Annotated in this window: 25 protein-coding genes; 13 read left to right on the forward strand and 12 right to left on the reverse strand. The window is 64.9% G+C overall.

All coding sequences use genetic code 11. The features are described from left to right. From LZC95_08480 to LZC95_08495, 4 genes are all read right to left on the reverse strand, one after another. The gene (locus tag LZC95_08480) at positions 1-852 is read right to left on the reverse strand and encodes a hypothetical protein (GenBank protein ID WXA96871.1); all 852 of its coding nucleotides are present in this window, start codon (positions 850-852) and stop codon (positions 1-3) included. An 8-nt stretch (positions 853-860) separates the two neighbouring features. Continuing rightward, a complete protein-coding gene (locus tag LZC95_08485; GenBank protein WXA96872.1) occupies positions 861-1,715 on the reverse strand; it encodes an endonuclease/exonuclease/phosphatase family protein in 855 nt (284 codons plus the stop codon). A gap of 290 nt (positions 1,716-2,005) precedes the next feature. Then, a complete protein-coding gene (locus LZC95_08490) occupies positions 2,006-2,956 on the reverse strand; it encodes an NAD(P)-binding domain-containing protein (protein ID WXA96873.1) in 951 nt (316 codons plus the stop codon). 124 nt (positions 2,957-3,080) lie between these two features. Then, a complete protein-coding gene (locus LZC95_08495; protein WXA96874.1) occupies positions 3,081-4,652 on the reverse strand; it encodes a TolC family protein in 1,572 nt (523 codons plus the stop codon). Positions 4,653-4,867: 215 nt separating this feature from the next. Here LZC95_08495 and LZC95_08500 point away from each other — a divergent pair, with 215 nt between their 5' ends. The 6 genes from LZC95_08500 (at position 4,868) to LZC95_08525 (ending at position 10,372) form a co-directional block, all read left to right on the forward strand. Next, positions 4,868-5,644 (forward strand): haloacid dehalogenase-like hydrolase, encoded by a 777-nt coding sequence (locus LZC95_08500; GenBank protein WXA96875.1) that lies wholly within the window; start codon positions 4,868-4,870, stop codon positions 5,642-5,644. Between the two features lie 91 nt (positions 5,645-5,735). Further along, on the forward strand, positions 5,736-6,668 hold the full coding sequence (locus tag LZC95_08505; protein ID WXA96876.1) for a protein phosphatase 2C domain-containing protein: 933 nt from the start codon (positions 5,736-5,738) through the stop codon (positions 6,666-6,668). Between the two features lie 28 nt (positions 6,669-6,696). Next, the gene (locus LZC95_08510; GenBank protein ID WXA96877.1) at positions 6,697-7,836 is read left to right on the forward strand and encodes an acyl-CoA dehydrogenase; all 1,140 of its coding nucleotides are present in this window, start codon (positions 6,697-6,699) and stop codon (positions 7,834-7,836) included. After that, complete coding sequence (locus tag LZC95_08515; GenBank protein ID WXA96878.1) at positions 7,836-8,558, forward strand: AgmX/PglI C-terminal domain-containing protein; 723 nt, start codon at positions 7,836-7,838, stop codon at positions 8,556-8,558. The genes LZC95_08510 and LZC95_08515 overlap by 1 nt, the downstream gene beginning before the upstream one ends. Positions 8,559-8,577: 19 nt before the next feature. Beyond that, positions 8,578-9,234, forward strand: a complete 657-nt coding sequence (locus LZC95_08520) for a hypothetical protein (GenBank protein ID WXA96879.1) — start codon at positions 8,578-8,580, stop codon at positions 9,232-9,234. Then, positions 9,224-10,372: an acyl-CoA dehydrogenase family protein gene (locus tag LZC95_08525; GenBank protein ID WXA96880.1), complete on the forward strand. Its 1,149-nt coding sequence runs from the start codon at positions 9,224-9,226 to the stop codon at positions 10,370-10,372. The genes LZC95_08520 and LZC95_08525 overlap by 11 nt, the downstream gene beginning before the upstream one ends. Here LZC95_08525 and LZC95_08530 read toward each other — a convergent pair. Further along, on the reverse strand, positions 10,347-11,231 hold the full coding sequence (locus tag LZC95_08530; GenBank protein ID WXA96881.1) for a DMT family transporter: 885 nt from the start codon (positions 11,229-11,231) through the stop codon (positions 10,347-10,349). The genes LZC95_08525 and LZC95_08530 overlap by 26 nt on opposite strands. A 74-nt stretch (positions 11,232-11,305) precedes the next feature. Here LZC95_08530 and LZC95_08535 point away from each other — a divergent pair, with 74 nt between their 5' ends. From LZC95_08535 to LZC95_08545, 3 genes are all read left to right on the forward strand, one after another. Further along, the gene (locus LZC95_08535) at positions 11,306-12,166 is read left to right on the forward strand and encodes a LysR substrate-binding domain-containing protein (protein ID WXA96882.1); all 861 of its coding nucleotides are present in this window, start codon (positions 11,306-11,308) and stop codon (positions 12,164-12,166) included. Positions 12,167-12,566: 400 nt separating this feature from the next. Further along, complete coding sequence (locus LZC95_08540) at positions 12,567-13,982, forward strand: hypothetical protein (protein ID WXA96883.1); 1,416 nt, start codon at positions 12,567-12,569, stop codon at positions 13,980-13,982. A gap of 10 nt (positions 13,983-13,992) precedes the next feature. Beyond that, complete coding sequence (locus LZC95_08545) at positions 13,993-14,451, forward strand: hypothetical protein (protein WXA96884.1); 459 nt, start codon at positions 13,993-13,995, stop codon at positions 14,449-14,451. 27 nt (positions 14,452-14,478) lie between these two features. Here LZC95_08545 and LZC95_08550 read toward each other — a convergent pair whose 3' ends face one another. Both LZC95_08550 and LZC95_08555 read right to left on the reverse strand, forming a co-directional pair. After that, on the reverse strand, positions 14,479-17,664 hold the full coding sequence (locus LZC95_08550; protein ID WXA96885.1) for a CusA/CzcA family heavy metal efflux RND transporter: 3,186 nt from the start codon (positions 17,662-17,664) through the stop codon (positions 14,479-14,481). Position 17,665: 1 nt separating this feature from the next. Then, complete coding sequence (locus LZC95_08555; GenBank protein WXA96886.1) at positions 17,666-18,862, reverse strand: efflux RND transporter periplasmic adaptor subunit; 1,197 nt, start codon at positions 18,860-18,862, stop codon at positions 17,666-17,668. Between the two features lie 203 nt (positions 18,863-19,065). Here LZC95_08555 and LZC95_08560 point away from each other — a divergent pair, with 203 nt between their 5' ends. Both LZC95_08560 and LZC95_08565 read left to right on the forward strand, forming a co-directional pair. Beyond that, complete coding sequence (locus LZC95_08560; protein ID WXA96887.1) at positions 19,066-20,274, forward strand: hypothetical protein; 1,209 nt, start codon at positions 19,066-19,068, stop codon at positions 20,272-20,274. A gap of 13 nt (positions 20,275-20,287) precedes the next feature. Next, positions 20,288-20,929 carry a hypothetical protein gene (locus LZC95_08565; GenBank protein WXA96888.1) on the forward strand — a complete coding sequence of 214 codons (642 nt, stop codon included), beginning with the start codon at positions 20,288-20,290 and terminating at the stop codon, positions 20,927-20,929. 150 nt (positions 20,930-21,079) lie between these two features. Here the strand turns inward: LZC95_08565 and LZC95_08570 are convergent, their stop codons facing one another. The 5 genes from LZC95_08570 to LZC95_08590 all read right to left on the reverse strand — a co-directional run bounded on the left by LZC95_08570 (position 21,080) and on the right by LZC95_08590 (position 25,196). After that, positions 21,080-21,553: a hypothetical protein gene (locus tag LZC95_08570; protein WXA96889.1), complete on the reverse strand. Its 474-nt coding sequence runs from the start codon at positions 21,551-21,553 to the stop codon at positions 21,080-21,082. A 46-nt stretch (positions 21,554-21,599) separates the two neighbouring features. Next, on the reverse strand, positions 21,600-22,370 hold the full coding sequence (locus LZC95_08575) for a methyltransferase domain-containing protein (protein ID WXA96890.1): 771 nt from the start codon (positions 22,368-22,370) through the stop codon (positions 21,600-21,602). A 17-nt stretch (positions 22,371-22,387) separates the two neighbouring features. Beyond that, positions 22,388-22,834 (reverse strand): hypothetical protein, encoded by a 447-nt coding sequence (locus LZC95_08580; GenBank protein ID WXA96891.1) that lies wholly within the window; start codon positions 22,832-22,834, stop codon positions 22,388-22,390. A 30-nt stretch (positions 22,835-22,864) separates the two neighbouring features. Beyond that, positions 22,865-24,547, reverse strand: a complete 1,683-nt coding sequence (locus LZC95_08585; protein WXA96892.1) for an amidase — start codon at positions 24,545-24,547, stop codon at positions 22,865-22,867. Positions 24,548-24,716: 169 nt separating this feature from the next. Next, a complete protein-coding gene (locus LZC95_08590; GenBank protein WXA96893.1) occupies positions 24,717-25,196 on the reverse strand; it encodes a Spy/CpxP family protein refolding chaperone in 480 nt (159 codons plus the stop codon). A gap of 247 nt (positions 25,197-25,443) precedes the next feature. Here LZC95_08590 and LZC95_08595 point away from each other — a divergent pair, with 247 nt between their 5' ends. Beyond that, complete coding sequence (locus LZC95_08595) at positions 25,444-26,433, forward strand: alpha/beta hydrolase (protein ID WXA96894.1); 990 nt, start codon at positions 25,444-25,446, stop codon at positions 26,431-26,433. A gap of 15 nt (positions 26,434-26,448) precedes the next feature. Next, entirely contained in the window at positions 26,449-26,832 is a 384-nt protein-coding gene (gene apaG, locus LZC95_08600) for a Co2+/Mg2+ efflux protein ApaG (protein WXA96895.1), read from the forward strand. The last annotated feature ends 18 nt before the right edge of the window (positions 26,833-26,850 follow it).

Below are 26,850 nucleotides of genomic sequence, written 5' to 3' on the forward strand. Positions count from 1 at the left end.
CTAACGCGTTTTCGCGGTTCCCAACAAAGGACCACTCGAGAAGAGTCGCCCCAAGAGGCCGCGCACCGGCGAAAGCTCGAAGAAGCCCAAGGCGATCTCCTCCGGGCGCTCGCGCAGGCCGTCCACGATCTCTTCGTTCGAATCGACCCATTCCAGCGCCTTGTCGAAGGCTTCGCGCTGGGTCGTGTCGAGGTGCGCACGCGCGTGCGACGGCTTGATGTCATGGTGCCGGAGGAACAGCGCCAGCGCCACGGCGAGCTCCTCGACCGAGAGCTGCGTGACCTTTTGCACGCGCGCGCCACCGCACGATTTGCCATAGACGTACGAGCCTTGGTGCAGCAGCACGCCGAATCCGCTCGCCACGGCGGCGATTTCGCTGGCCAGGTCGAGGTCGGCCTCGGGCACTTCTTCCCCCGCCTCGGCGAGGACGATGGCGCCGATGCTGCGCACGAGGCTCGTGGTGAGCAACGTCGGGTTCTGCACGTGCGCGGTGCTCAGGATCGCGATGTAGCCCTCGTCGGTCTCGAGCATGTTCCCGGCCGCGCGGGCAGGGGTCCCGTCGGTGGAACAAGCTCCGGTGCCGCACCCGCCGGTGCCGCAGCCACCGCCACTCGAGGCTTCGCCGTCGAGGAATTGAAGTCCGAACTCCAGATCGTCCGAAACGGGGGCGTACGAGAGCATGCGCTCGAACAGTCGCGCGATGCTCTGCACGTCGAAGGTGAACTCGTCCGGAAAGAACTCGCCCGTGGGCAGCACCAGCTCGGGTTGCCCGATCGCCTCACCGTGCTTGGCCACGAAGTCGGCGTAGTGGGTCACGATCCAGCTTAGCGTCTCGTCGTTCGGCAGTTCCATCCGTTACCCTACTCGAAGCGTACCACGAGTGGGGCATGGTCGGAGTCGGGGGTGGGGAACTCGTGCACCGGGAGCAGAGAATGATCGCGCAGGCCCTCGTTGAAGTACCGGACCCGCGTCATCCGGGCACGCAGCCCCGCCGAGAGCAGCATGTGGTCGATCTCCGCGCGGTCGCCCCGATGCAGGACGCTGAAGCGGTCGCCCTCCAAGGCGTCGGCGGTGGCGGAACGAAGTGCGTTTGGCTCTGCGCCTGACACGATGCGCAACGTGGTCGAACCGGGAACGTCGTTGAAGTCGCCCGTGACCAGCAGGTGGTGCCCGGGGTTTTTCGCCGCAACGTCGTCGACCAGCCCGCGCACGAACAACGCCTCCGAGGCGCGCCACACCAAGGTGCGCAGCTCGCCCTCGGCCTGCTCGCGCGCGGTCACCGGTTCCACGGCCACGCCATCGGCGCGGCGAAACGGCACCGGTCGCGCCGACTTGAAGTGCAGCACCAGCGCGTGCACCACACCGAGCGCGCCCGCGTCGACCTCCGCGTGCACGATGCCACGGCGCAGCGGAATGCGCGCACCGAAGGGCGCCGGATCCACCTCGTGGAAGCGCGGAAAATCCAGCTGCTCGGTCGCGTGCACGTCGTAGTTGCGCACCGGCAGTCGGGAGAGCAGCGCGCATCGGATGCCACGCGCGTCGGCCGTGCCCACCATGCGAAAGCCGTACATGCCCGGAAGCCGCTCGCGCAATCGATCGAGCACCGACTCCGAGCCAACCTCTTGCAGCGCCAACACGTCGGCATCCACTTTGGAAACGACGGCTGCAAGCGTGTCGAGCTTTCGATTCAAATGGATCTTGCTTATCTCATCCACTGAATCGAAGAGATCTTTTACATTGTAGGTTGCAAACGTAACCGCCACGGCTAACCCAAAAGTCGACTGAACCTGACAGTCCCCCAAAGCCCTTGCCATCGAGCCGCGGCAGCGGGACGAGCCCGGCGAGGCCGGCGCCTTAGCCCTTGCCCAACGAGAGGATCGTCCGACGGGTTGGCGATCCTGGCGTTCCGGACCCAGACGTCGCGCCGGTCTCGCCGGTTCCTTCTCGCTGCCGCGGTTCCTGCACCAGGTAGTTTCAAACTCGACACATCCATTCGACTGTTCCCTTAACTCAATTTCTGGACGGGTTGCGCCATGAGCTCGCGCACCAGATCTTCGGCGGTGCGGCCAGCGAGCATGCCCTTCGAGAGGCCCTTGAAGATGGGGATGCGCACGCCGCGCACCGCCGCCCATTGCGCGATGCGCGGAATGAGCTCGATGGCCTCGACGCGCAGCTTTGCCTCGGCCACCGCTTGTTCCGCCGTCAATCCACGGGCGAACGCGCGCCCCACGACGACCTCGGGACGCGCTTCCTGCGCGACCGACGCCAGCAGATCGCCGTAGCCCGCGAGCCCCAGCAAGGTGCGCTCTTTGCCGCCAGCTGCGGCCGCGATGCGCGAAGCTTCTTCCACGCTGCGCGAGATGAACGTGGCCACGAGGCCTGCGCTTACCCCCACGGCTTGCGCATAACCGACGCCGATGGCCAAGCACCCCACGAGGGCGCTCGCCCACTCCAGGCCGATCAAGTCCGGTGTCTCGTAGATGCGCAGCGACGGTGACGCGAAGGCCGCGAGAAGCGCCGCGTTCACCTCGGGGTACGCCGAGCCGCAGATGAGCGCGCACGGTTTGCCGTCGCGCAGCTCCTCGGCCAGCGCGGGCCCGCTCAGTGCACCGATGCGGCGGGCGGGCGTCTCACGCCGCACCACCCGCGAAATGGGATCCAGCGATTCACCCGCCAGCCCTCGGATCGCGTGCACCACCAGATGGCGCCCATCGACGTGGTCGCCCAGCTGGCGCGCCACGTCCGCCGCGGTTTCCGACGGCACGGCCAGCACGAGGAGCCGCGCACGTTGCGCCAGCTCCTCCATGTTGCCCACTTGCTCGACACCCGCGGGGAGCGTCGATGAAAGATCACGCCGTGACTGAATCAGCGCCTTCGTCCCGGCCCGTGCCGCCGCCGCTGCCAGCGACAAACCCCACGGGCCACCGCCCACCACTCCAACGTGTGCGAGATACACGATGGATCTCGCTTATCAGGGTTTAGGGTTTAGGGGTTAGGGTTTAGGGGGGAGAGAGAAGGGGTTGGGGGTTAGGGGAGAGACCGGATTCCGTCCCTAAACCCTAAACCCTCGACCCTAAACCCTACTGAATTTTCACGTTTTTCGTGTCGCGGCCGAGGGCGTGCTCCAGCCGGACCCGCGCGATGCGCGCATCGACGCGGGCATTCAGCTCGGCCAGGCGGGCGCGCGTCAGTTCGGTCTCGGCGTCCGTCAGGGTCGTGGAGGTACCGCGGCCGGCGTTGAAGAGCTCCCGGGCCACACGGTAGGCCTCCGTCGCACTTGCGAGCTGGCGCTTCGTCGACTCCATGGAGAAGTCGGCCTCTTTGACCTGTTGGTAGGACTGCAGGACCTCCACCTCGATGCCATCGCGGGTGACCTGCTTCTGCGCCTCGATCTGCGCAGCCTGCGCCTCGAAGCTGCTCGCATTGGCGCCCGCGAGCGGAATGTCCGTCGGCGTCCACGTGAGCTGCGCGCCCAAGTCCCAGGTGGCCCGCCACTGGTCCGTTGCCGGAACGATGCGTTGGTTCGGATTCTGGTAGTACGCGTTGCCGAAGGCACTGAGGGACGGGTAGTTCCCCGCACGCTGCGCCTTGGCGTTTTTTCGCGCCGCCTCGGCGTTCGCATCGGCGCTCTTCACCTCGAAGCGCGCGGCCAACGCTTCGTCGGTGAACGCCTTGATGTTCCCTGCCACCGGGGGCGGGGTCGAATCGAGGCCTTCGCCCGGAACGAGTCGCTCGTCTTCCTTCGCATGGATGGCGACGCGCACCTGCTTCTCATTCAGGTCGGCCGCGTTTTTCGCCTGCTCCACCGTGAGCTCGGCAGAAGCCACGTTCGTCTCCGCGCGGAGCACGTCGGCACGCGAGGCATTGCCCACGGTGAACTGATTCGTCGCGTCCGTGAGATGGTTCCTCTGATCCTGCAGGGCCAACACCGCCACGACCACCTGGTTGCGCGCGCGAAGCCAATTGTAGAACGCCACGCGACCATCCGCTGACGACTTGGCGCGCGCCGACGCCACGTCGAAGCGCGCGGCCGTCTCGGCGTGCGTGGCCGCCGTGTAGTTCTGGTTGACCCTCAGGAAGTAATCGCTGATCGGAATCGTGATGCCGGCCTGCAAGGACCACTGGTCCAAGAAGATCGGAAAGCTGAAATTGAACGCTGTCGGATAGGTGCTGGCCGGATCGACCGGGGGCTGATCTTCCGGCCGCACTCCGGGGACGGGCTGCTGCTTCGTCCCCACGATGTTGAAGCCGCCGAACGGCGGGGGCGTCAAGTTGCTGAGGCGCGTGTAGCGTGCGGTGCCCGTGATCTTCGGCAGAAAGCCTGCCCATGCCGCATCCACTTTGGCCTGCGCGGCATTGAGTGCTTCCATTTGGGCCTTCGCCTGAAAGCTCGTCGCCGCTGCCCGTTGTCCGACTTGATCGGACGTCACGCCCGAGGGGGAGAACTCCGTGAGCTCGGTGGGAATGCGCTCGGTCGGTGCGGTCACCGCCGGCGTCGCCGCGCCCGGCTTCGGGGCCTGCGCGCCTGCAGGGGGCGTCGCTCCCGGCTGCGGGGGACGCGCCGCCTGGGCCCAAGCGCCCGTCGCGAGAAACATCATTCCGCCGAACACGGCTGTGGAAAAAGGCAAAGTCGATCGGATGAACGTGCGCATATCGGGTTTTCTCTCGCTCGGTGAATCTTAATTCAGAATTGTGAATCTACGTTCAGTTACAAACGACAGTAAGCGATGACCTAGGGCCACGCCAGCGGAAGAGAAACCCCTCGTGAGGGCCCGACCGCCTTCCCCACAAAGCGACCTTCTTCGCGCCCTACCGGATGCGGTCGACCTTGCCCAGAGTCAAGGCCCATGGACTATGTTGACGGGCCATGAAGAAGGTGAGCAGCGAAGAGGTTTTCGCACGAATCGAGCAGGAAATCGTGAAGAATCCCGGGGGTGCGGTGGCCTTCGATGGCGACGGGACCCTATGGGAAGGCGACGTCGCCGAGGACTTCTTCTTCACACTTCTTCAACATGACGACTTTCGCGCGCCTGCTGTGGAGGCCATGCGAAAAGATGCCGAGGAGTTCGGCATCGACGCCCATGGCGACGGTGCGACACTCGCGCGTCGTCTCTTCGACGCGTACCAGCTCGAGAAGTACCCCGAGCTTCGCTGCTGCGAGATGATGACGTGGTGTTGCGCGGGTTGGCGTCGCGACGAAATTCACGCCTTTGCACGACAGGTCGTTCGCGAGCGCAATCTCGCGTCGCGACTGCATCACGATGTGGTGGCCATCATGAATTGGGCCCGCCAAAAAGGCATCGAGGTGCTTCTCGTGAGTGCATCGCCGCGATCCATCGTCGATGCGGCGGCGGAGTTGCTCGATTTTCCGTGCGCCCAGGTGGAAGCGGCAACGGCTTGCTTCGAGGGCGACATCATGGCGGCTTATATGGACGGACCGGTTCCATACGATCCGGGCAAGATGGTCGCCATCGAGGCGCGCATCGGCAAGCGCGTGCTCTATGCAGGATTCGGCGACAACATCTACGACGTGGCGATGTTGAAGGCTGCACGTCTTGCCGTAACGTACAAGCCAAAAGCGCGTCTGTTGAAGCGTCTCGACGAAATTCCAGGGCTCGTGGAACTGGTGCCCTCGAAAGCGTGACGAACCGTAGTGGACGAGGTACGAGTCCACGAAGGTCCACGGAGCGAAGCGGAGTGAAGGCGGCCGCGGCCTGGCGTATATTCTGTCGGGCATGATGGACATCCGTTCGGCCAGCCGCACGCACGTGGGCGGCCGTGAGGTCAACGAGGACGCGGCCCTGGAGCGTCCCGATCTCGGGTTGTTCGTCCTCGCGGACGGCGCGGGCGGGCAGGGCGCAGGCGATGTTGCGAGCCAGCTTGCCCTGGGAAGCTTGGCCACCGCGTTCGAGGCCAGCGGTGAGGGTCGTGCGGAACGCGCCGATGTCGACAGCTTCGGGCTCTACGTCGATGCGCGCCGCCTCGTCAGTGCCATCCAGCACGCCAACCGCGCCGTGATGGAGCGCCGCCAGGCCGAAGGCCAGAACGCCATGGGCACCACCGTGGTGGCTGCGCTTCCTGCAGCTTCGTACGGCTCGATCCACGTCGCCCACGTGGGCGACAGTCGCTGCTACCGGTGGCGGGACGGCCTGCTGGAGTTGCTCACGGAAGACCATTCGCTGCTGCAAGACGTGCTCGAGATGTGGCCCGACATGGGCGACGACGTATTGAAAAAGCTTCCACGCAACGTGGTGACCCGGGCGCTGGGCATGCAGGATCCGCTTCGGGTCACCGTGCGCACCTTCGAGCTGGTGCCGCGGGATCGTTACCTCCTCTGTTCCGACGGCATTACCGAAGCGCTGGCGCCTTTTCGCATCAACGCGCTCCTCGGCATGGCCCATTCGCCGGAGGAAGCCGCCGAATCGCTGGTGGACGCCGCTCGTGAGGCGGGTGCGCGCGACAACATCACCGCGCTCGTGGTGGTATGCGCGCCCGGTGAAGACACCGAGGCCGTCGCCCCGCCCTCCGTCGAACCAGCATTTCTCGTCCCCACCGGCGAGCGCGAAAGCGTGCCCCCCCACGGGGACGACGAGCCCGAGATCGTCATTTTGGGCGAGCTGGGCCAGGAATGGCGCGAGGCGCTCGACGAGCTGACTCGGAAGGCCTAGGGTGCCGGCGCGCACAGGAGTCAAACACGTGGATTTCGATCTGACCGAAGAACAGAGGCTCATCATCGATACGGCGCGCGACTTTGCCGCGCGTGAAATCGCCCCCAAAGCCGCCGAGCTGGACAAGACCGGGCGATGGCCGACGGAAATCGTCGCCCGCATGGCCGAGCTTGGCTTCATGGGCATGTGCATCCCGCCCGAATATGGAGGCGGCGGGCTCGATCCATTGAGCTACGCGTTGGCGATGGAGGAGATCAGCGCGGCGTGCGCCTCCTGCGGCGTCATCATGAGCGTGAACAATTCGCTCTTCTGCGATCCGGTCTACAAATTCGGAACCGAGGAACAGAAGAAGAACGTACTTACGCCGGTGGCGAGCGGGCAGAAGCTCGGGTGCTTCGGCCTCACGGAGCCGATGAGCGGCTCCGACGCGCAGACGATGATCACCACCGCGGAAAAGACCGCGGATGGCTGGGTCCTCAACGGTGCGAAAAATTGGATCACGAACGGGCCGCACGCCGACTACATCCTGGTATTCGCGGTGACGGATCGCACCGGCGGCAAGGTTCGCCACACGGCGTTTCTCGTGGAAAAGGGCACGCCGGGTTACACGCAGAACGCGCGCGATCACAAGCTGGGCATCCACGCCGCGCACTCGTGCACCGTGTTCTTCGAGAACTGCAAGGTGCCCGACAGCGCCATCGTCGGCAAAGTCGGTGAAGGCTTCAAGGTGGCCATGGCCACGCTCGACGGAGGCCGCATCGGCATCGCCTCGCAGGCGCTGGGCATCGCCCGCGCGGCGCTCGACGTGTCGGTGCAGTATTCCAAGGAGCGAAAGAGCTTCGGCGTCCCCATCTCGCAGCACCAGGCCATCGCGTTCATGCTGGCCAACATGGCCACCGAGCTCGATGCCGCGCGGCTGCTCACGTGGCGCGCTGCGTCCATGAAGGAAAAAGGCGTGCGCCATTCCCCGGAGAGCGCCATGGCCAAGCTGTACGCGAGCGAAATGGCCACGCGCGTCGCGCACAAGGCCATCCAGGTGCACGGCGGATACGGCTACTCGACGGAATTCCCGGTGGAGCGTCACTACCGCGACGCGCGCATCACCGAGATCTACGAGGGCACGAGCGAGATCCAGCGCATCGTCATCGCCGCGAGCGTGCTTGCCTGATGCGCGCAGGATCGTGGGCGAGTGTTTGGCTGATGCTGGTCATCGGCTGCGGCGGCGCCCAAAAAGAAGCGCAGTCGCCGGAGACGGATACGGAGACGACGGCCCAACGCGTGCGGCCGCAGGGCTCGGGCATGCAGGTTTCGACCGAGCTCGGGTCGATCGATTCGCGCGCGGTGGAGCAGACCTTCTGGCGTCTGCAGAACAAGCTGCAAGCCTGTTACCGAAAGGGCCTCCAGCGCGTCGAATACCTGGAGGGCGACGTCAAAGTCTTCCTCCGCGTCGGCCAAGACGGCACCGCACGATACGGATACATGGAGGAGTCCACCCTGGGCGATCGCGAAAGCGAGCGATGCATGATGGACGTGCTCACCGGGAGCGCATGGCCCAAGCCGCAAGGTGGCGAGGCCGAGGTGCGAAACAGCTTTGGCTTCGACGGCCCCGGCGACGTGCGCCCGCCGGTGAGCTGGGGTGCGGACCGCATCTCCGACGCGATTGCCAAACAATCCGACGCCCTCGGTAAATGCAAAGAGGGCGTGAGCGGCCGCTTCCACGTCACCGCCTACGTCGAACCCGACGGCCGCCAAGGTAAATTCCAAGCCATCGGCATCACCCCCCCGAGCAAAGAGGGCATCGACAAACTCGACTGCCTCGCCGACGCCCTCAAAGGCGCCGCCCTCCCCAGCCCGGGCAGCTACGCCGCCAAGGTGAGCTTCGATTTGTAATGACTGCTAGGATGTAGGTATGCAGGATATTGCTCATGTTCTCGGAGAATTGCGGAGGTTTGCGCGGTTCGCGAGGCCCGAGGTGAGCGAGGTCGACGTCGCATACGAGGCACTTCGGCCTCTACTTGCGGAGCTCACGTCCCCGTACAAGCTCGTTGGTGGTCTCGCGGTCATCCACCACGGCTACGAAAGATTTACGGTCGCTATCGACTTGCTGGTCAGCCCGGACGCGCGTCGAGAACTGACGGAACGCGCGCCCGCGCACGGGTTTGCGGTGGTTACGCCTCGCCGTCTTCGTCATGAGCCGACCGGAGTGCTCGTTGATCTTTTGGTCGAAGGGCAGCCGATCCCGCGGGGAGGGGCAGGCGTGACCTTCCCCTCCCCTGGTAGCGTCGGTGAAAGTCCAGGCGATGCGACGTTTGTCGGCCTGCGAGGTCTCCTCGAGCTCAAACTGCATTCACGACGCAATAAGGACGTGGCCGACGTCACCGAGCTTCTGAAGAAAGTCGACGATGGCCGTTATCTCGTCTTGGAATCCGAGATGCCACGAGAATTACGGAGTGAACTCGCTCGACTTCGAAACGATGCGCTCGAGGAACTCGAATGGGCGCGGCGCGACGCGGAGCAGGACGCGAAATACGACGCAGAATACGAGAAAAAAGACGATGGAACTTGAACTCAACGAAACGCAAAAGCTCGTTCAACAGACGGCGCGGGATTACGCACGGCGGGTGATTCTTCCGCAGGCGGCGGACCTCGACAAGCACGAGCAGTTTCCGCGGGAGATCTTGCGCGGGTTGGGCGAGCTCGGGTTGCTCGCTGTGAACGTGCCCGAGGAGCTCGGGGGTTCGGCGGCGGGCGCGGTCTCCTATGCGCTGGCCATGCAGGAGATCGCGTATGCCTGTGCGTCGACCGCGGTGACCATGGCGGTGACCAACATGGTGGGCGAGGTCATTGCGGCCTTCGGCACCGAAGAACAGCGACAGCACTGTTGCACCAAGCTGGCCAGCGCGGAGTGGATCGCGGGAGCCTTCGCGCTCAGCGAGACGGGGGCGGGCAGCGATCCGGGCGGCATGCGCACCACCGCACGGCGCGATGGCGATGACTGGGTCATCGATGGCGACAAGCAGTGGATCACCAGCGGCGCGCACGCGGGCGTCTTCGTCGTGTGGGCGCGCACGGGCGATGCCACGAGCTTGCCCGGTACGCGCGGCATCTCGTGTTTCCTCGTGGAGGGCGGCACCCCCGGCCTCACCGTGGGCAAGCCCGAGGACAAAATGGGCCTGCGCGCATCCAACACCGTGCCGCTCCACTTCGAGGGGTGCCGCGTTCCCGGCAGCGCGTTGCTGGGCAGCCTCAATGGCGGCTTCAAAATCGCCATGATGGCCCTCGACGGAGGCCGCATCGGCATCAGCTCGCAGGCCATCGGCATCGCGCGCGCCGCGCTCGACGAAAGCGTGACCTACGCGAAAGATCGCCGCGCCTTCGACCAGCCGATCTCCGACTTCCAGGCCATCAAGTGGAAGCTCGCCGACATGAAAACGGAGCTCGACGCCGCCCATCTCCTGTCGATGCGCGCCGCCTTCCTCAAGGAAAAGGGCCGGCCGTTCTCGCGTGAAGCATCCATGGCCAAGCTGTTCGCGAGCGAAGCGGCCAACCGCATTTGCAACGAGGCCGTGCAGATCCACGGCGGCTATGGCTACGTGCGCGAATTCGCTGCGGAGCGCCACCTGCGCGACGTTCGCGTGACCACGATTTACGAAGGCACCAGCGAGGTGCAGCGCATCGTCATCGCTCGCCACGTGCTCGGTTGATCCGTAGAAACTGCGCAACACCGATGAGCAACATGCCGACCATCTGCGCCGCGCTGAGCGCGCGGCCGTAGACGAGCCAGTCCATCGCCACCGCGCAACCGGGGTAGACGAACTGCAGCACGGCGATGCGGCTCGCCGGCAAAAGACTCATGCCGGCGTAGAGCAGCACGTACGCGAGGCCGGTGTGGATCACGCCGAGGCCCGCGAGCCAGCCCCACGCCGCCCCGAAGGCCGGAAGGCCGTGCGCGAGCGGCCACCAGGCGAGCGCGATGGCCCCCACGACGCATTGCCACCACGCCAGCGCGAACGAGCTCGCGCCCGCGGCCGTCTTCGCGATGAGCGTGACCGCGGCATACGCCAGCGATCCGCCCAGGCACATGAGCAAGCCAAGCACGTAGCTCGCGGACACCGTGCCGTGGTCTTCGAGCAACCCGGTGGCCAGCACCAACCCCGCGAGGGCCAGCGCCGTGGCCAGCGCTCGAATCCGCGAGAACGTCTCGCCCAGCCACAAAACGCCCGCGGCCATGACCCACACCGGCTGCACGTGGAAAACGACGGTGGCCACCGCAATGGACGTGCGATCGAGCGCCGCGAAAAAGAGCGCCCAGTTCGCCGTCATGAGCAGGCCCGTCGCGATGGCTGCCGCGAGCGCGCGCCCGCGGAGCCACAATTCGCCATTCCGGTTTCGCAGCGCGCCCCATAGCCAAAGGGCCGTTGCACCGAAGGCGCACCGGAACCATACCGCAGTAAACGGAGCCTGCCCCGCCTGCTCGACGAAGACCCCCACCGTGCCCAGCACGGCACCGCCCGCGACCATCAGCGCCGTGCCTTTGCGGCCGGCGCTCTCCGTCGTGTCCATGGCACAGACGATGCGATTCGATGCACATTTCGTAAAGCGAATCCTCGTCAGTGTTACATTTCGATTTTCGAAACATGGGAACGGCGGATCTTCAGCTCGATTGGCTTCGCACCTTCGTCGCGGTGGTGGACGCGGGCTCGCTGGTGGCGGCGTTGCCGCAGCTGCATTGCTCGCCTTCGGCCGTCAGCATGCAGCTCAAAAAGCTGGAAGACGCGGCCGGTGCGCCGGTACTCGTCCGCGATCCGCGGCACATGTCCCTCACGCCGACCGGGCGCGAGCTTCTCGGCTACGCCCGCCGCATGCTCGAACTCCACGATGAAGCGCTTGCCGCGCTGCACGGTCCCCAAGTTACCGGTCGCGTTGTTCTCGGCGTGCCCGACGATTACGCGTTTGCCTATTTGACACCGTTGCTGCGCGCGTTTGGCAATCAATACCCCGCGGTCGAGATTTGCCTGTGGTGCGAGCCCTCGACATGGCTCGTTCCCAGGGTGCAGCGCGGTGAAATCGATCTTGCCGTGGTCACGCGGGACCGTCCGGGGCGCGGCACGTTCCTCTTCCGCGAACCCGTCGTGTGGGTCGGCTCTGCCGAATACGAAATGTGGCGCAAGGACCCACTTCCCATTGCCGTCTACGAGACAGGCAGCCGCGCCCGCCGGGATATCGTGGCCGCGCTCACGGCGGCACGACGCGCTTATCGCATCGTCATCTCGAGCCGCAGCCTCGTCGCCCAATTGGCCGCCGTGGAAAGCGGGCTGGCGGTTGCGGCCATTGCAGCATTGGCCGTTCCACCGCGCCTTTCGGTGCTTGGCCCCGAGCACCGGCTTCCGGCGCTCCCTGCATTGGACGTCGCCCTGGTTCGCAGCAAGACATCGTCACGGACGCCCGCCGCGATCGCCATGCACGAGCAAGTCGTACGCACATTGCGCCGCGGATAAAAAAAGAATGACGCCCATCACGAAGCTGGCAGGCGTCGGCCATCTACCCTAAGAGCACGAGCAAACCGGAAATCCCGCGGGACCGACACGCGAGGAACATGGCCCCGTTTGCTCTGCGTCAGTTGCATCGGCCCCTCCGGACTCGACGGGGGAGGTGATTGCATTTCGAACAGCGTCACATTTCGTGATTGTCGATATGAAGTTGGCAAATTGGCTATCGATTTATCGATTCAATTGCGCAAACCAACGAAGCTGAACTCGAATTCACGATTGTCGTCGAAATCGGAAACACGCTCGATTGGGCAATCGTTGGATAAGGGAAGTCAGCTTTACTGAGAGGACCCTTAGAATGAAACCCTGGTACGTTGCTGTCGTTTGTACATCTGTCGCTGCCTCCTTCATGGCTTGCTCCGACGGAGGCGGCGAGGCCGATAAGGGCAGCTCCAAATCGGCACTCCATGCAGCGTCTTGCCCGTCGGTGCAGCCCATTCCGGCGCGCTCGCTGTTCGTTACGGATGCTGCGGCACTGGCGAAGTTCCCCTTCGAAACGGTGATGAATCGAATCGTCGCGACGGGGAGCACCACCGGCCAAACCGCACTCTCCGTTTTTCAACAAATGATGGATACCTTGAATACTCAGGCCGGCGCGAAGACGCAGGGAGGACCTCACTGCGACGACGTGAAGGTGGGTGAGCAAGGATCCATCAACGGATTTCCCATCGAATGCCCTCGCGCCGAAGGGCGATTTGCGACCAGCAATCCATTCGCGCCCGCGCCCGCTCCGGATGGTTACGAACCGGTTGGACTCGTCAATCGATTCGACCTTGCCCCGCAGAGTGGCGCCAATTGCGGACAACACCGAATCGTCTATGCCAAACGCTCGGGCAAGACGAGTTTCTCCGATCGGCTTCTCTTCATCTTCGAAGCCACCTTGCCCAATCCCAATCCCAGCGCAGGCATTGCAGGGTGCTTGCCGGTGGCCGAGTTCTGGGCAAATCTTTCCACCGACGACGACACGAACTCGCGCGCGACGAAGTTGGCGGATTTCTATTTCACCGGCCTGCCCGGTTTCGAACCCGTCGTCAAAGCCTCGCACTATGGATTCGATGGCGGCGTGGACACGGGGCAGATTCGCGCCAATCTGTTCAGCACGCCCGCGGGACAGCCGCTGGTTCAATGGCAATTGCGTGAATTCCGGCTGTCGCAGCAATGCACCTCGGGCGATTGTTCCTTGGTGGCCAAAAATACGTTCGTGCAGGTCAATCCATTCGGTGGCTTGTTCGGCGGCGGCGATTCAGCGAGCGCGGCATTCCAGAACGCGTTTTTGAATCAGGTGTCCTCGCTGGCTTCGACCAACGTCAACACCATTGGCATGTCCTCGAATGGCCCCGACAATGCGGGCCAGAGCAACGAGCAGGACACGTCGAACGATTACCTGGCCCAGGCGCAGAACAATGCCACGTTCAAGAGCGCCATTACTTCGAAGCTCGCGGAGATCAACCGGACGGATCTCACGGCGGACGATATCCTCAATCGCGCCACCACCCAGTCGTGCGCCGGTTGCCATCAAGTCAGTGCCGGTCGCTCCGTGGGGGCGGGGATCACCTGGCCCAAGACCCTCGGCTTCGTGCAAATTGGGGAAAGTAGCCAGCTCTCGCCGGCGCTTACCGAAACGTTCCTTCCGTTCCGCGCGCAGGTTCTCTCCAGCTTCATCGATTCGCAATGCTCGGACGCCGGTCCGTCGCTTTCCAACGATGGGAACAACGTCGATCCCAAGCGCACCATCGGCGGCGGTCTCGTGGGCGCGGCCAATTGAAGGGGATACCATGCATTCGCATACGCGCACCCTGCAGCGAAACGCGACACGGCCCGCGCTTCCTTCGCTGACGTTGACCCATCATGCCAGTTTGCGGCTGCTTCGCTGGTCGCTCGGTTTGGTCTTCGTCTGGTTCGGCGCCTTGAAGATCACGGGGGCGACGCCGGTCGCTGCCCTCGTGGGGCGCACGGTGCCTTTTCTCGACCGCACATGGTTCGTTCCCGCGCTCGGCATCTTCGAGGTGGTGCTCGCCATCGCGCTGGTCGCAGCTTGGCAGCTACGCTGGGTCGTCACGGCCATGGTGGCGCATCTCTGCGGGACGTTCCTCGTCTTCGTGACGCAGCCCAACGTAGCGTTTCAACATGGCAATCCCCTCCTGCTCACCACGGAAGGGGAGTTCGTCTTCAAGAACATCGTGCTCATCACCGCGGGCTTGGTCGTCGCCACCCAGCTTCCACGCCGCGGGTAAATACCCGTCACGACCAGGCGGGGCGGTTTAGGTATCCATTGGCTTACTGGGCGAATTGGAAACCAAAAATCTCCCCGTCTCCCCGCCTCCCTGTGAATCTTCTTCTTCGGCGGGAGCGGGCAGCTCGAGCTCTTTGCCGACGACAATCTCGTAGATCGCCGGTAGCACCAACAACGTGAGCAAGGTCGCCGAGGCAATGCCGCCGATGACCACCGTCGCGAGCGGCCGCTGCACCTCGGCGCCTGCGCCCTCGGCGAGGGCCATGGGCAAGAACCCCAACGAGGCCACCAGCGCCGTCGTCAGCACCGGGCGCAAGCGGCCTTCTGCTCCGAGCCGCACTGACTCGGCCAGCGGCATGCCTCGGGCGCGCAGCTTCTCGATGCTCGAAACGAGCACCAGGCCGTTCAGCACCGCCACGCCGAACAAAGCAATGAAACCGACCCCCGCGGAAATGCTGAAGGGCATCCCGCGCAAGGCCAGGGCCAGCACGCCGCCGCTCACCGACATGGGGACGTTGGAAAAGATGAGCAGCGCCTGTTTCACCTTGCCGAAGGTCGCCACCAGCAGAACGACGATGAGCAGCAGCGCCACCGGCACCACGACGAGAAGCCGCGCCGTGGCGCTCTGCAGCCGCTCGTACTCGCCGGCCCATGCCAGGAAGTAGCCCGCGGGCATCTTCACATCGCGCTCCAGGGCCACCTTCGCGGTCTCGACGAACGACGCCAGATCGCGCCCGCGCACGTTGGCCTGCACGGAAATGCGCCGCGACAGCCGCTCGCGGCTGATCTCCGACGCGCCGGGCGCGACCTTCACGTCCGCGAGCTGCCCCAGGGGCAACAGCGCACCATTTTCGGTGCGGATCGGCAGCGCGGAAATGCTTTCTGCGCTTTTGCGCGCGTCGGGCGAGAGGCGAACCTGGATGGGGTAACGCTCCGCACCGGCGGCAATCTCGCCGACCTCGATGCCGCCCAAGGCTTGCACCGTGTCCAGGACCTCCTTCGCATCGAGCCCCTGCCGCGCGATGGCCGGCCGATCGATGTGCACCGTGAGCGCGTTCAAGCCCGCGACCATCTCCGCGCGCACGTCCTTGGCCCCGGGAATGGCGCGCAGCACCTGCACCGCCTGGTCGCCCAGTTGCTTCAATTGTGCGAGATCGCGGCCGTAGATCTGCACCGCGACATCGGAGTCGATGCCCGCGAGAAGATCGTTCGTGTTCATCTCGATGGGCTGCGAATACGAAAGCCCGATGCCGGGAATGTTGTTCGACAGCTTCTCGTCGACGGCAGCGATGAACGATTCTCGATCGTGCGCCGTGGTCCATTCGTCACGCGGTTTGAGCATGACGTAGATGTCCGTCATGTTGATGCCCATCGGATCGATGGCAATCTCCGCGCGGCCCGTGCGGCAGATGACGCTGGTCACCTCGGGGAACGACTCCTTGAGCAGCTTCTCCACCTGCGTGGTCTGCGCCACGGAGGCCTCGAGCGACACCGAGGGTAGGCGGATGCTCGGGATGACCAAGGTCCCTTCGTCGAGCTTCGGCAGGAACTCGCGCCCGAGCTGGCTGCCCACGACGAGGCTCCCCGCGAACGCCGCCACCGCGATGGCCGCCGTCACCTTCGGCCAGACCAGCACCTTGTTCAGAATCGGCTCGTAGATGCGCGATGCCGCCCGCACCAGCGGGCTCGGATGGTCCGTGGCATCGCGCGAGAGAAGCATCGAGGCGAGGGCAGGGACCAACGTCAGCGACAACACGAAGGCCGCGGCCAGTGCGAAAAGCACGGTCAGGGCCATCGGGCGGAACATGCGCCCCTCGACGCTGGAAAGCGCCAGAATGGGCACGTACACCAGCGCGATGATCGCTTCGCCGAATGCCGTGGCCCCCCGAACCTCGCGCGCCGCCGCCACCACCGTTTCTTGCCGTTCGGCATCGGTGAGCGTGCGCCCTAGCTCCGCGCGCTTTTCGGCCAGGTGCCGCTGCGCATTCTCGATGATGATGACCGCGCCGTCGACGACGAGACCGAAGTCGATGGCCCCAAGGCTGAGCAGGTTGCCCGACACCCCGCCGAGCCACATGCCGATGAACACCCCGACCAAGGCCAGCGGAATGGAAAGCGCCACCACCGTGCCCGCGCGCCAGTTGGCCAAGGTGACGAAGAGCACCACGATGACCAGGACGCTCGCCTCGAGCAGGTTCTTCGACACCGTGTGGATCGTCTTGTGAACGAGCTCCGTGCGGTCGTAGTACGTGTCGATCGTCACGCCCTCGGGCAGCGATTTCTGAATCTCCGCGAGCTCCCGTTTCGTGTCGTCGACGACCTCGCCCGAATTGGCCCCGCGTCGCATGAGCGCCACGCCCACGACGATTTCACCGCGCCCATCACGGGTGACCGCGCCATAGCGCACGCGGGGCGCATAGTGCACCTGCCCGAGGTCCTTCAGATAGAGCGGCGTCCGATCTCCGCGCGTCTCGATGACGACGTTGCCGAAGTCCTCCACCGTGGTCACGCGGCCTTCGCCCCGCAACGTGATGTTCTCGCGGCCATCGACCATGTAGGCGCCGCCCACCGCCAAGTGGTTGCGCTCGATGGCCTCGACGACCTGTGTCACCCCCACGCGCGCCGCCGCAAGCCGCTGCGGATCGAGCTCCGCCTCCAGCGTTTTCGCCTCGCCGCCGAAGGTGTTCACCTCGACCACGCCGGGCACGAGCCGAAGCCGCGGGGCAATCTGCCAATCCAAAATGGTGCGCAGCTCCATCAAGGAGCGCCCCTTGCCGCCCACCTCGAAGTGCAGCACCTCCCCGAGCCCGCTCGACATGGGCCCGATTTCGGGCTCGCCGTAGCCCGCTGGGATGGCGTCGCGCGCCTTGGGGATGCGCTCGGCCACGAGCTGGCGCGCCTCGAGCAGGTTCGTATCGTCGTCGAACACGAGCGTCACCACCGAGATGCCTGCGCGCGAATTGCTGCGCACCTGCGTGAGCCCCGGGGTGCCGGCCATGGTCATTTCCACGGGAAACGTGACGTACGTCTCCACGTCGAGCGGCCCGAGGGCAGGCGCCTGCGTCAGCACCTGGACCTGCACGTTGGTCACGTCGGGCACCGCATCGATGGGCACCCGCGTCGAGGCGAATGCGCCGAGCAGCACGAAGACGAAGGATAGAAGAATGATCAGGACCCGATTGCGAACGGAGAGCTCGATCAATCGGTCAATCACGTCAGTCGTTCTTTCCCATCTGCTCGCGCAGGGCTTCGCTCTTCAGCACGAAGGTCCCGTCGGTCACGATGGTTTCGTCCTGCTTCAATCCCCGACGGACCTCGACGTCGCGGCCGATGTCCGCGCCTCGTTCGATGGGGCGCAGGTTGAACTTGCCGCCGCCTTTTTCGACGAACACGAACTCCTGCCCGTCGATCATCTGAATGGCACCCTTCGGCACCACGAGCACCATCTGCGTTCCGGCATCCGCCGCCCCCGGCACCACGCCGAAAATGTGCGCCGACGCGCTCATGCCCGGACGCAGCGCACCGTCGGGGTTGTCCAGCACGATGCGCGCCGGAACCGCTCGCCGCACCGGATCGACGATGCCGCCGACGTAGTCGACCTTTCCCGAGAACACCCGGTCCGGGTAGGCGATGACCGTGGCCTTGGCCTCGTCGCCCACGTGCACCTTGGCCAAATCGCGCTCGTACACGTCGACGATGAGCCACACCTTGTCGATCTCGCCGACCACGAACAGCGTGTCCGTCGAGCTCACCGCCTGGCCCACGCGTGCGTTCACGTCCAGCACGAGCCCGCCCAGCGGCGTGCGCAACGTCATCGCCGTCGAGGGGCGTCCCGAGCCGGCGCCCGCATCGGCCTGGGTGAGGTCCTCCAGGCGCACCCCTACCGCGTGCAGCCGCTCCGCCGCCGCGCGGATTTCCAGGTTCGCGAGCTCCCGATCCGTCTCGGCGTTGATCACGTTTTGGCCCGTGGTGACGCCGGCGTCGGCGAGGCGGTACTGCCGCAAACGCTCGCGCTCGGCGTACTGCATTTTCACCTGCGACGATAGAAAATCGGACCGCGCCTTGCCGATCTCCACGCTCTCCACGGTGGCGAGCACCGTGCCCGGGGCCACGTGCTGGCCCGGGTCGACCCGGATGGCCACGACGCGGCCCTCGATGATGGGTCCCACGCGCGCCACGCGGTTGGGGACGAACTCGAGAACGCCGGCGACGGCCACGCTGGCACGCCGCTCCACGAGATGGGGCTTTCCGCTGGTGAGCGCCGCCGCCTGCAGGGCCGCTGGACCGAGCTCGACATCGGTTTCCGGCTTCACCTCCGGCACGTCCTCGACCTTTTTCTTGTGGCAGGCGCCAAGAAGGCCCGCGCACGCGAACGCGCAAACCCACAAGAGACCGATACGAAGCCGGGACATCACCTGAAACTATAACCTCCTACCACTCAAACGACGAAACCGCCGTCGGATGGTGGCGCGCGAAAACCCTAGCTTTTTCCTAACGCCCTTCGTAGTAAAGTTTTTGCGCCGCACTTTGGCCTCCAGCTGTCTCGGGGCCGGTTGTTCGGCCCAACTTGGGCAGTGGCAGTCATGTTTGGCGCGCGTTTCTCGAAAGGAAGCCCTTGCCGATCCCCGCCCGCCCTCGACTGACCCGACTCGCTGCCATCGTGCAGATCGTGTCGCTCGTCATCGCGTTCATCGGGGCCATCGTCATCCTGGGCGCGAAGGTCCACGCCGCCGACAAGCCGCCGCCTGCAGAGAAATCTCCGCCCTCGACCGCGGGAAAGCCCGACGCGGGCGACAAGCCAGCTGCCGCGGCGCCCGTCGTCGATGCGGGCGCGCGTGATGCGGGAAAGCCCCTCGATTACGCCGTGTTGCCGGGCGAGGACGACCTTGACGATCACCTCAGCGAGGAGCAGAAAGCCTCGATCGGCGAGGGCAAAGTTCCCATCCACCGCGAGGGGAAGTTTCGCTCGCCGTTCGCGCACCCGCGTTTCGGTGGTCCTGCGACCGCCAAGGTGGGGTTGGTCATCAACAACGTGCGCGGATACGACATTCAGCACGGCTCCTTCGATGCGGATTTTTTCCTGTCCCTCACGTCGGACAAGCCGATGGGCAAGGTGGAGCTGTTCTTCACCAACGGCCACGAGATCACCGAGACGATCCTCGCCGACACGCCCACGTTCAAGTCGTACCGTTACACCGGGAGCTTCATCAGCCGGGTCGACCTGCGAAAGTACCCGTTCGACACGCAGTATCTGACCATCGAGCTCGAGGATCTGCGCGCCGGCGTCGATCAGCTCGTTTTCGAGCCCTACCAAGAGCGAACGTCGCTGGATGCGCAGTTCATCCTGTCCGGGTGGGGCGTCGAATCGATTGGCGCGCGTGCGTACAAGCACCTGTACCCGCCGCGCTTCGATCGGGACGACCTTTACGTGTCGCGTTACAAATTCTCGCTCGGCATCGAGCGCTTTGCCACGAGCGCCGCGTTCAGCGTCTTTTTCCCGGCGTACATCATCGTGCTCATTTCGCTGATGGGCCTTTGGGTGCGGGCCGAGCGGCTGGACATCCGCACCAACGCCGTCGCGCCCATGCTGGCGGCCGCCGTCTTCTTCCACTACTCGCTCACGCAGTCGCTGCCCTCCGTGGGGTATCTCACGCGCGCCGACAAATTGATGCTCGGCGTTTACGTGGCCCTGCTGATGAACATGCTCTCCACGTGGTCGTTCTTGATCATCGGCGAGAAGCACCAGGAAACCGTTTTTCGCCTTGCGCGTGCGTGGGTGCCGCCTGTCACCATCGCGCTGATGCTTGCCGTGTCATGGATCTAGAGGAAAGAGGAGAATGAACACCGACGATCCCCAACGGCCATCGCACGCAACCGAGGGATACCCGAGCGGACGCCGCCCTGGCTGGATGGTGGTTCTCGCCCTGGGTACTTTGGTCATCGGCCTCGTGGTGGGCTACTTCGTCGGTCGCTTTTCGCTCGACCGCGAGTGGCGCAAGCCCACGGTGCGCATCACCAAGGAAAACTACGAGGAAGCCTCCCGCGACGACGCGGATCCCACGCCGGCCGTCGACTCGGTGGTGATGCGCCCCATGCCGCTCCGCCGCACGCGGGATACCGTTCAAGAGCGCATCGCAGGCGATCCCGTCGCGCCGTTGGTCGGTTCCATCGGCCGCAACGACGGCGAGGTGGAGATGCATCTCACCGTGCAAAACCGCGGCACGTGCGATGTCGCGAAGATCGAGGGCATCGCGTACGGTTTCGACGCGTACAACCGCCCCGCGAAGATGAACCGCCACGGCGAGCACTACGTCGCCTTCACCGCGCCGCTCCCCGGCGACCGCGAGCCCCTGCGCCTGCGCCCCGACGAGAAGCTCGTCATCTCCGAAAAACTCCGCTACGTCGACGACGCGTCCCTCGCCCTTGCCGAAGTCACCCGCGTCACCTGCGCCGACGGCTCGGTTTGGAAGAAGCCCTGACCCATTCTCGGCCAGAGAGATTTTACAGGGAGGCGGGGAGGCGGGGAGTTTTTGTGGTTTTCAGTGGGCGCCCTAAGCCCATTGAAATTCTAAAAAACTCCCCGTCTCCCCGTCTCCCTGTGAATCTTCATTCTTCTCGCCGTCCAATGATTAGTCCCGCGCCATCCAGGGGCAGACTTTGACGAGTTGACGGAATGGCTTCCGGCTGCAGGTGAAGCCCACCGGGCGGCCGTAGGCTTTGCGCTCGGTGCACTCTTGCGATTTCTCGTACGAGCCCTCCGACGTGCGCTCGATGGGGCGCGGGCAGTCGCCAACCTGGAAGAGATCCCACTTGTAGTAGCCGCGCGCGTCCCACTCGTGGAGCACGTGCACCGGTACGTAATCGCCCACGTGGTACTTCATCATGCACTGGGCAAACTCACGCCCGCCGCGCACCACCTGGAACTGGTCCCCGGGGCAGGGATCCCATTCCAACTCGAGGTCCATCAGCTCCGGCTTGCCCTGGGCGTCCGTCTCCACCACGTCCTGGCGGGTAATCTGGCAGACGGACTCGTATTTCTCTTCTTTCGGCCCGCAGCCCTCGATGAACGCAACCGAGATGAGCGCAACCGAGGTCAGCGCCAACGACGTTCCTACCCATCTCCGAGACAGCTGCACGCCGCTACTTTACTCAACGGCTTCCCCAGATGAGAAGCCGCTTGAACGGATAAAAGAACGGCCGCGTGTCGGCGAGCTCGGGCAAGAGGCGCTCCTTGTACCGCGCCAAAAAGAGCTCGTACAGCTCCGGCGAAAGGCGCGACTGGTAGTCCGTCAGCAGCGAACCCTTGACCCACTCGACGACATCCTCGCGGGAGGGCAGCAAATGCGCATACACCTGCAAGCGCACGCACTGCTTCGTGTAGCCCAAGTCGTACAGCAGCTTGGCGTAGCCCTCCGGCGTGAGCAGCGGAAAATCCCTGCGGTATGGCGTGGCGGCACCTTCGGCGAAGGGCGCCTCCGCGGCCACTTTCGCCGCGATCACGTGGGTCGGGTAATCGAAATTGGCGGGCATCTGCACGGCAATCTGTCCACCCGGCGCCACGAACTTCGTCAGCCGCGCAAACAACGACGTGTGATCCTGCACCCATTGCAGCGCCGCGTTGGACCACACGAGGTCGAACGGCGCACTCGGCGCGAAGGTCTCGATGTTGGCCTTCTCGAAGCGCAGCCCCGGGACATTCGGCGCGCGCGCCAGCATCTCGGCCGACGAATCGATGCCCAGCGTCTCGGCCGCGCCGAGATCGCGATGCAGAACGCTCGTCAGCTCGCCGGTGCCGCAACCGAGATCCAACACTCGCATTGATCGCGCCGGTCGCGGATCCCGCCGAAGCATGCCCATCAAATCGAAGAACGGAAGATCGCGCTCCGCCTTGAAGCGCTCGTACTGGTTCGGATTCCACATGGGCAGTACCTAGGGTCTTAATGCCCGTGCTCGAGGTACTGCATGGCCTGAATTTCCGACATGAACACGGCGGCGTGGAGCGCGCCGTCTTCGTGCATGTGGCGTTTGACCTGAAGCAGCCCCGTCGCCGACTTCACGATGAGCGCCGTGCGGCGGAAAGAGGTGACGAGGCCCTTTCGGTAGCGATCCATCTGCGCTTCGAACTCGGTATCGTTGCGGCGCGGACCCTCGCGAAGATCGACCAACAGGCGCCACGACTTGCGATCGATGGCCTGCAGCGCGCGATCGACTTGCACGAACGACGCGTTGATGTCCGACAACTCGACGTACGGCGCGGGAGTTCGTATCAGCCGCACCAACTGGTGTTCTCGTTCAATGGCGATCTTCCAGAAAATCGTTTTCTCCACCGAAATGGCTACCATCGGCGTGACCGCGTGCACCATGGCCCCGAAACCCTCCCCCATGGTCAGAATGCCACGCGATTTCGCGGGATGCTACGGCAGAATCCGCACGGACACGGCCGGTCGCTCGACCTTCGCCGCACCCAGGCGCTCCAGGTGCGCGGATGCAGCCAACACGGTTGCTTCGTCCCACGCATCTCCGACGAGCTGAAGACCGATGGGAAGAAGCCGCGCATCGAGCCCGACGGGTGCGGAGAGGGCAGGCAGGCCCGTGAGGTTCGCCAGAAAGTTGAACCGAACGAGCCCTGCCAGCACGCGCGCATCGAGGAAACCCGACGCCATTTCGTCTTCGGAGGCCGCGGTTGCGGTGTCGACCGTGGTTGGCAGCGCCAACAGATCGACGCGTTGGAAGACGCCCGCCACCTCGCGTCGCAATCCGCTGCGTAGCCGCTGCGCGTCGACGTGATCGGTGGCTTTCGCCTCGCCGAGGGCCGCCATGGCTATTTGCAGATCGTAGCCCATGTCGCCGGCGTGTCGCTTCCAGTCGACCTGCAGCGCGCCACGCGTCTCCAGGCCGATGGCCATGTATCCGATGAGTGGCGCTTGCCGCGCCAGACCAATGCGCACGCGCTGCAATGTTGCACCTTCGCGCTCGAGTGCGCGCAGCGCATCTTGCCCCGCGCGCTGCACGCTGGGGGAGGCGTCGGCCCATTCCTCTTCGTCCACGCCAATCACGAGCCCGCGCACACCACGGCCTAGCGCCGCGAGGAACTCGCCGGCGGCAGGCTTCGCAGGCGCCGCGAACAGCGTCTCCGGGTCGAGCGGATCGGGGCCGGAGATGGCCTCGAGCACGCGCGCCAAATCCGCCGTGGACGACGCGATCGGTCCCACGTGCGCGACGGTGCTGTCGACGGCGTAGTCGCCGGCCCGGCTGACGCGCCCCCATGTCGGTTTGATGCCGAAGACGCCGTTGATGGCCGACGGAATGCGGATCGAGCCGCCCCCATCGGCGCCCAATGCAAAGGGCACGAGGCCGGTGGCTACGGCGACGCCGGAGCCCGTGCTGGAGCCGCCGGCGATGTGCCGTGGGTCGTGCGGATTCTTCGGCAGCCGACGATGTTTGTTCTGCCCCGACGGCGACATGCCCAACTCGGTCATGGGCGTCGTACCGAGAACGAGCGCGCCCGCGCGACGAAGCTCCGCGACGCACGTGCCGTCTTCTTTCATCGGCATCGGGTCGATGAAGATCGTGCCCACCTGCCGCGCGAACCCGCGCACGGCGGTCTGCTCTTTCACGGCGAACGGCACGCCGTCGAAGCTGCCGCGGGGCGCCTTTGCCGCATAGCGCGCACGGCTCTCGCTGGCCTCACCGAGGGCCGCTTTTTTGGGCATCTCCTCGTGCAGCGGCCCCACGGTGGGCATGCGCCCGGCGAGCTCGCGCGCCGCGGCCAGGCAGCGCACGACCACGTCTTCCGGCGTCAGCGTGCCTTGCGTGTAATGTGCAACATAACTGGCGCTCGTGCCCGACCATGGGGGCGCGGGCAAGGGGAGTCGCGCATCCTCGGCGGCGCGAGGCGGCCGCGCCGCAACGACGCGGTTGTGCAATGGAGGACCGCCCCGCGCTTCTGCAGGTAGCTCTTCGAGCTCGCCGATCTTCAAGTCGGCACGCAGCGCATGGTAGACGGCAACGCTTCCCGTCTTGGTGCGCGCGGCGCGTGCTGCAGCTCGAAGAAAGGCTCCAGAGAGGCGCGGGGCAGGGGGAAGTCGTCGGGGCATAACCCCACGACTTTAGCTCAGCCGACTCCCAAATTTGGAAGAATGGGAATTTGAACAGGGAGATCGGGAGGTAGGGAGGTTTTGGATTGGGTCGCAACAGGACTCATTGCGATGCTTTGAACCCCAAAAACTCCCCGTCTCCCCGCCTCCCTGTGAATTCTTCTGATTCTTAGAGCGCGAGCACGCCCGTTCGAATCAAGTACGCGAAGCGCTTTCGCTGTTCGTCATCGAGCAGGGCGTGGATGCGGCCGAGGGCCTTGGTGACCGCTTCGCGCAGCTTTTCTGCGCTGTTCGTGCGCAGATCGGCGCCTTCTTTCGCGCGCGCTTCGTCGAAGGAATTGCCGGCCACGGCATCGGCAAATGCGGCCATGGTGCGGCGATCGTCGACTTCGGCTTGGGCCCGCTCCGTTTTCAGATCGTTCAAGATGTTCGCCAGCTCGGTGACTTGGGGCTCGCTCAAATCGAGCTTGTGCGCAAGAAACCGCAACGGTCTTCGCACGCCGAAACCGCCGCCATCTTCGTGATGATGGCCCCACGGCCCGTGCCACCCACCTGCGTGCCAGCCGCCCCATGCCGGGGGGCCCGGGGGGCCGTCTTCGCGATCACGTCCGCGCCCGCGCCGTCCGTGCCAGCCAGCGTACTCGTGCACGGAGCCTTCGTCGCCGCATCGTTCACGACGACGCGCGTTTGCCCACCAATAAAACAAGCCCGGAGGCATTCCAGAATGCATTTTTCTCTTCTCCAACTCGCCGAGGCTGTCTCGCTCCCGGCGGGGTTACACGCGTGGGCGACATGCCTCACGCACTGGGAGATGTTGGTCTCGATCGCCGGCCTGTCAACGGGGTTCGTGCGGCATTGCGCACCGCGTCGGCGGATGCTTAGCTGGAGAAACCCGCATGAAAGCCCTCCGTTTCAAGCATCCGTGGATCGTCCAGGAGAGCATTCTGCGCGCGCTGGCCGTCGACACGGCGGCCCATGCGCTCGCGTACCTGCGCTTCTCCATGCCGGACGCATCGCCGGAGCGCTTCGGCGTCCGCGTGCTGCGCGACATCGTCTACGGTCCCACGCGAAGGCGCGAACACCGGCTCGACGTCTACGTGCCCACGCGGGCCATGAAGCCGCTGCCCGTCATCCTTTACGTGCACGGCGGCGGCTTCGCGACCTTGTCCAAAGAGACCCATTACGTGATGGCCATGGCCTTCGCGCGCCGGGGCTATCTGGTCTTCAATGTCAATTATCGATTGGGGCACAAGCATCCGTACCCCGAGCCGCTCGAAGATGTTTCCGAAGCGTTGCTCTGGGTTCATCGTTACGCCGCCGAATACGGGGGCGATCCCGATCGCATCGCGCTGGCCGGTGAGTCGGCAGGTGGCAATTTGGTGACCGCCCTGGGCATCGCCTCCGCAGCGCGCCTGCCCGAGACGTTCGCGCGCCGTATCTTCGATGCGAACATCCCGCTGCGGGCCGTGGTGGCGACTTACCCCATCCTCGACTTGACCGAGATCGAGGCCATGATGGCCCGTGAGCGCTTACCTCTTTACATCCAGCGCCTGCTGTTCGATGTCGGTGCTGCCTACCTCGGCCCAGGGGCCTTCGATGGCTCTTGCGAAGCGGTACCGCTCGCAAGCCCGCTCCTGCTGCTCGAACGGGGCTTGGTGACCCTGAGGCGAGAGCTGGCGCCATTTTTCCTCTCGGTGGGCACTCGCGACATTCTTCTATCCCACTCCAAGCGCATGAAGGCCGTGCTGGACCGGCTCGGTGTGAAAAATGAGCTCTTCATCGCGCCGGGCGAGGTCCACGGCTTCGATGCCATGGTGTGGCGCCCTGCAGCACGGCAGAAGTGGGCCAGCCTGCACAGTTTTCTCGCACCGCACATGGCGGCCTAGTAAAACAGAGGAATCGTGTCCACCGCCGTCACACAAGGGATTCGGGTCTCGGTCGAGTCCGTGTACGTTCCCGAGCAATCGTCCCCCCGCGCGCAGCGTTACGTCTTCGCGTACACCGTGAAGATTCACAACGAGGGCACGGAGGGGGCGCAGCTTCGCACGCGCCATTGGGTCATCACCGATGGCAACGGTCGCATCGAAGAGGTGCGTGGTCCGGGCGTCGTCGGCCAGCAGCCTTTTCTGCGGCCCGGCGATCACTTCGAGTACACGAGCGGCTGTGTTCTGACCACTCCGCGCGGGGAGATGCATGGCACGTATCAAATGCATCGCTCCGACGGCCGGGCCTTCGATGCGACCATCGCACCGTTTACGTTGGCCCTCCCATACTCGCTGAACTAGTCAGGACGCGGAAAGGTC

The sequence above is a fragment of the Sorangiineae bacterium MSr12523 genome, from assembly GCA_037157775.1.
GTDB classification, from domain to species: domain Bacteria; phylum Myxococcota_A; class Polyangia; order Polyangiales; family Polyangiaceae; genus Pendulispora; species Pendulispora brunnea.

Coding starts and splice junctions, on each gene's coding strand:
- LZC95_08500 (WXA96875.1), top strand. CDS start 4,868: ATGAAGAAGGTGAGCAGCGAAGAGGTTTTCGCACGAATCGAGCAGGAA.
- LZC95_08495 (WXA96874.1), bottom strand. CDS start 4,652: ATGCGCACGTTCATCCGATCGACTTTGCCTTTTTCCACAGCCGTGTTC.
- LZC95_08480 (WXA96871.1), bottom strand. CDS start 852: ATGGAACTGCCGAACGACGAGACGCTAAGCTGGATCGTGACCCACTAC.
- LZC95_08535 (WXA96882.1), top strand. CDS start 11,306: ATGGGAACGGCGGATCTTCAGCTCGATTGGCTTCGCACCTTCGTCGCG.
- LZC95_08545 (WXA96884.1), top strand. CDS start 13,993: ATGCATTCGCATACGCGCACCCTGCAGCGAAACGCGACACGGCCCGCG.
- LZC95_08525 (WXA96880.1), top strand. CDS start 9,224: ATGGAACTTGAACTCAACGAAACGCAAAAGCTCGTTCAACAGACGGCG.
- LZC95_08575 (WXA96890.1), bottom strand. CDS start 22,370: ATGTGGAATCCGAACCAGTACGAGCGCTTCAAGGCGGAGCGCGATCTT.
- LZC95_08580 (WXA96891.1), bottom strand. CDS start 22,834: ATGGGGGAGGGTTTCGGGGCCATGGTGCACGCGGTCACGCCGATGGTA.
- LZC95_08565 (WXA96888.1), top strand. CDS start 20,288: ATGAACACCGACGATCCCCAACGGCCATCGCACGCAACCGAGGGATAC.
- LZC95_08515 (WXA96878.1), top strand. CDS start 7,836: ATGCGCGCAGGATCGTGGGCGAGTGTTTGGCTGATGCTGGTCATCGGC.
- LZC95_08530 (WXA96881.1), bottom strand. CDS start 11,231: ATGGACACGACGGAGAGCGCCGGCCGCAAAGGCACGGCGCTGATGGTC.
- LZC95_08555 (WXA96886.1), bottom strand. CDS start 18,862: ATGTCCCGGCTTCGTATCGGTCTCTTGTGGGTTTGCGCGTTCGCGTGC.
- LZC95_08595 (WXA96894.1), top strand. CDS start 25,444: ATGAAAGCCCTCCGTTTCAAGCATCCGTGGATCGTCCAGGAGAGCATT.
- LZC95_08520 (WXA96879.1), top strand. CDS start 8,578: ATGCAGGATATTGCTCATGTTCTCGGAGAATTGCGGAGGTTTGCGCGG.
- LZC95_08505 (WXA96876.1), top strand. CDS start 5,736: ATGATGGACATCCGTTCGGCCAGCCGCACGCACGTGGGCGGCCGTGAG.
- LZC95_08585 (WXA96892.1), bottom strand. CDS start 24,547: ATGCCCCGACGACTTCCCCCTGCCCCGCGCCTCTCTGGAGCCTTTCTT.
- LZC95_08540 (WXA96883.1), top strand. CDS start 12,567: ATGGCTTGCTCCGACGGAGGCGGCGAGGCCGATAAGGGCAGCTCCAAA.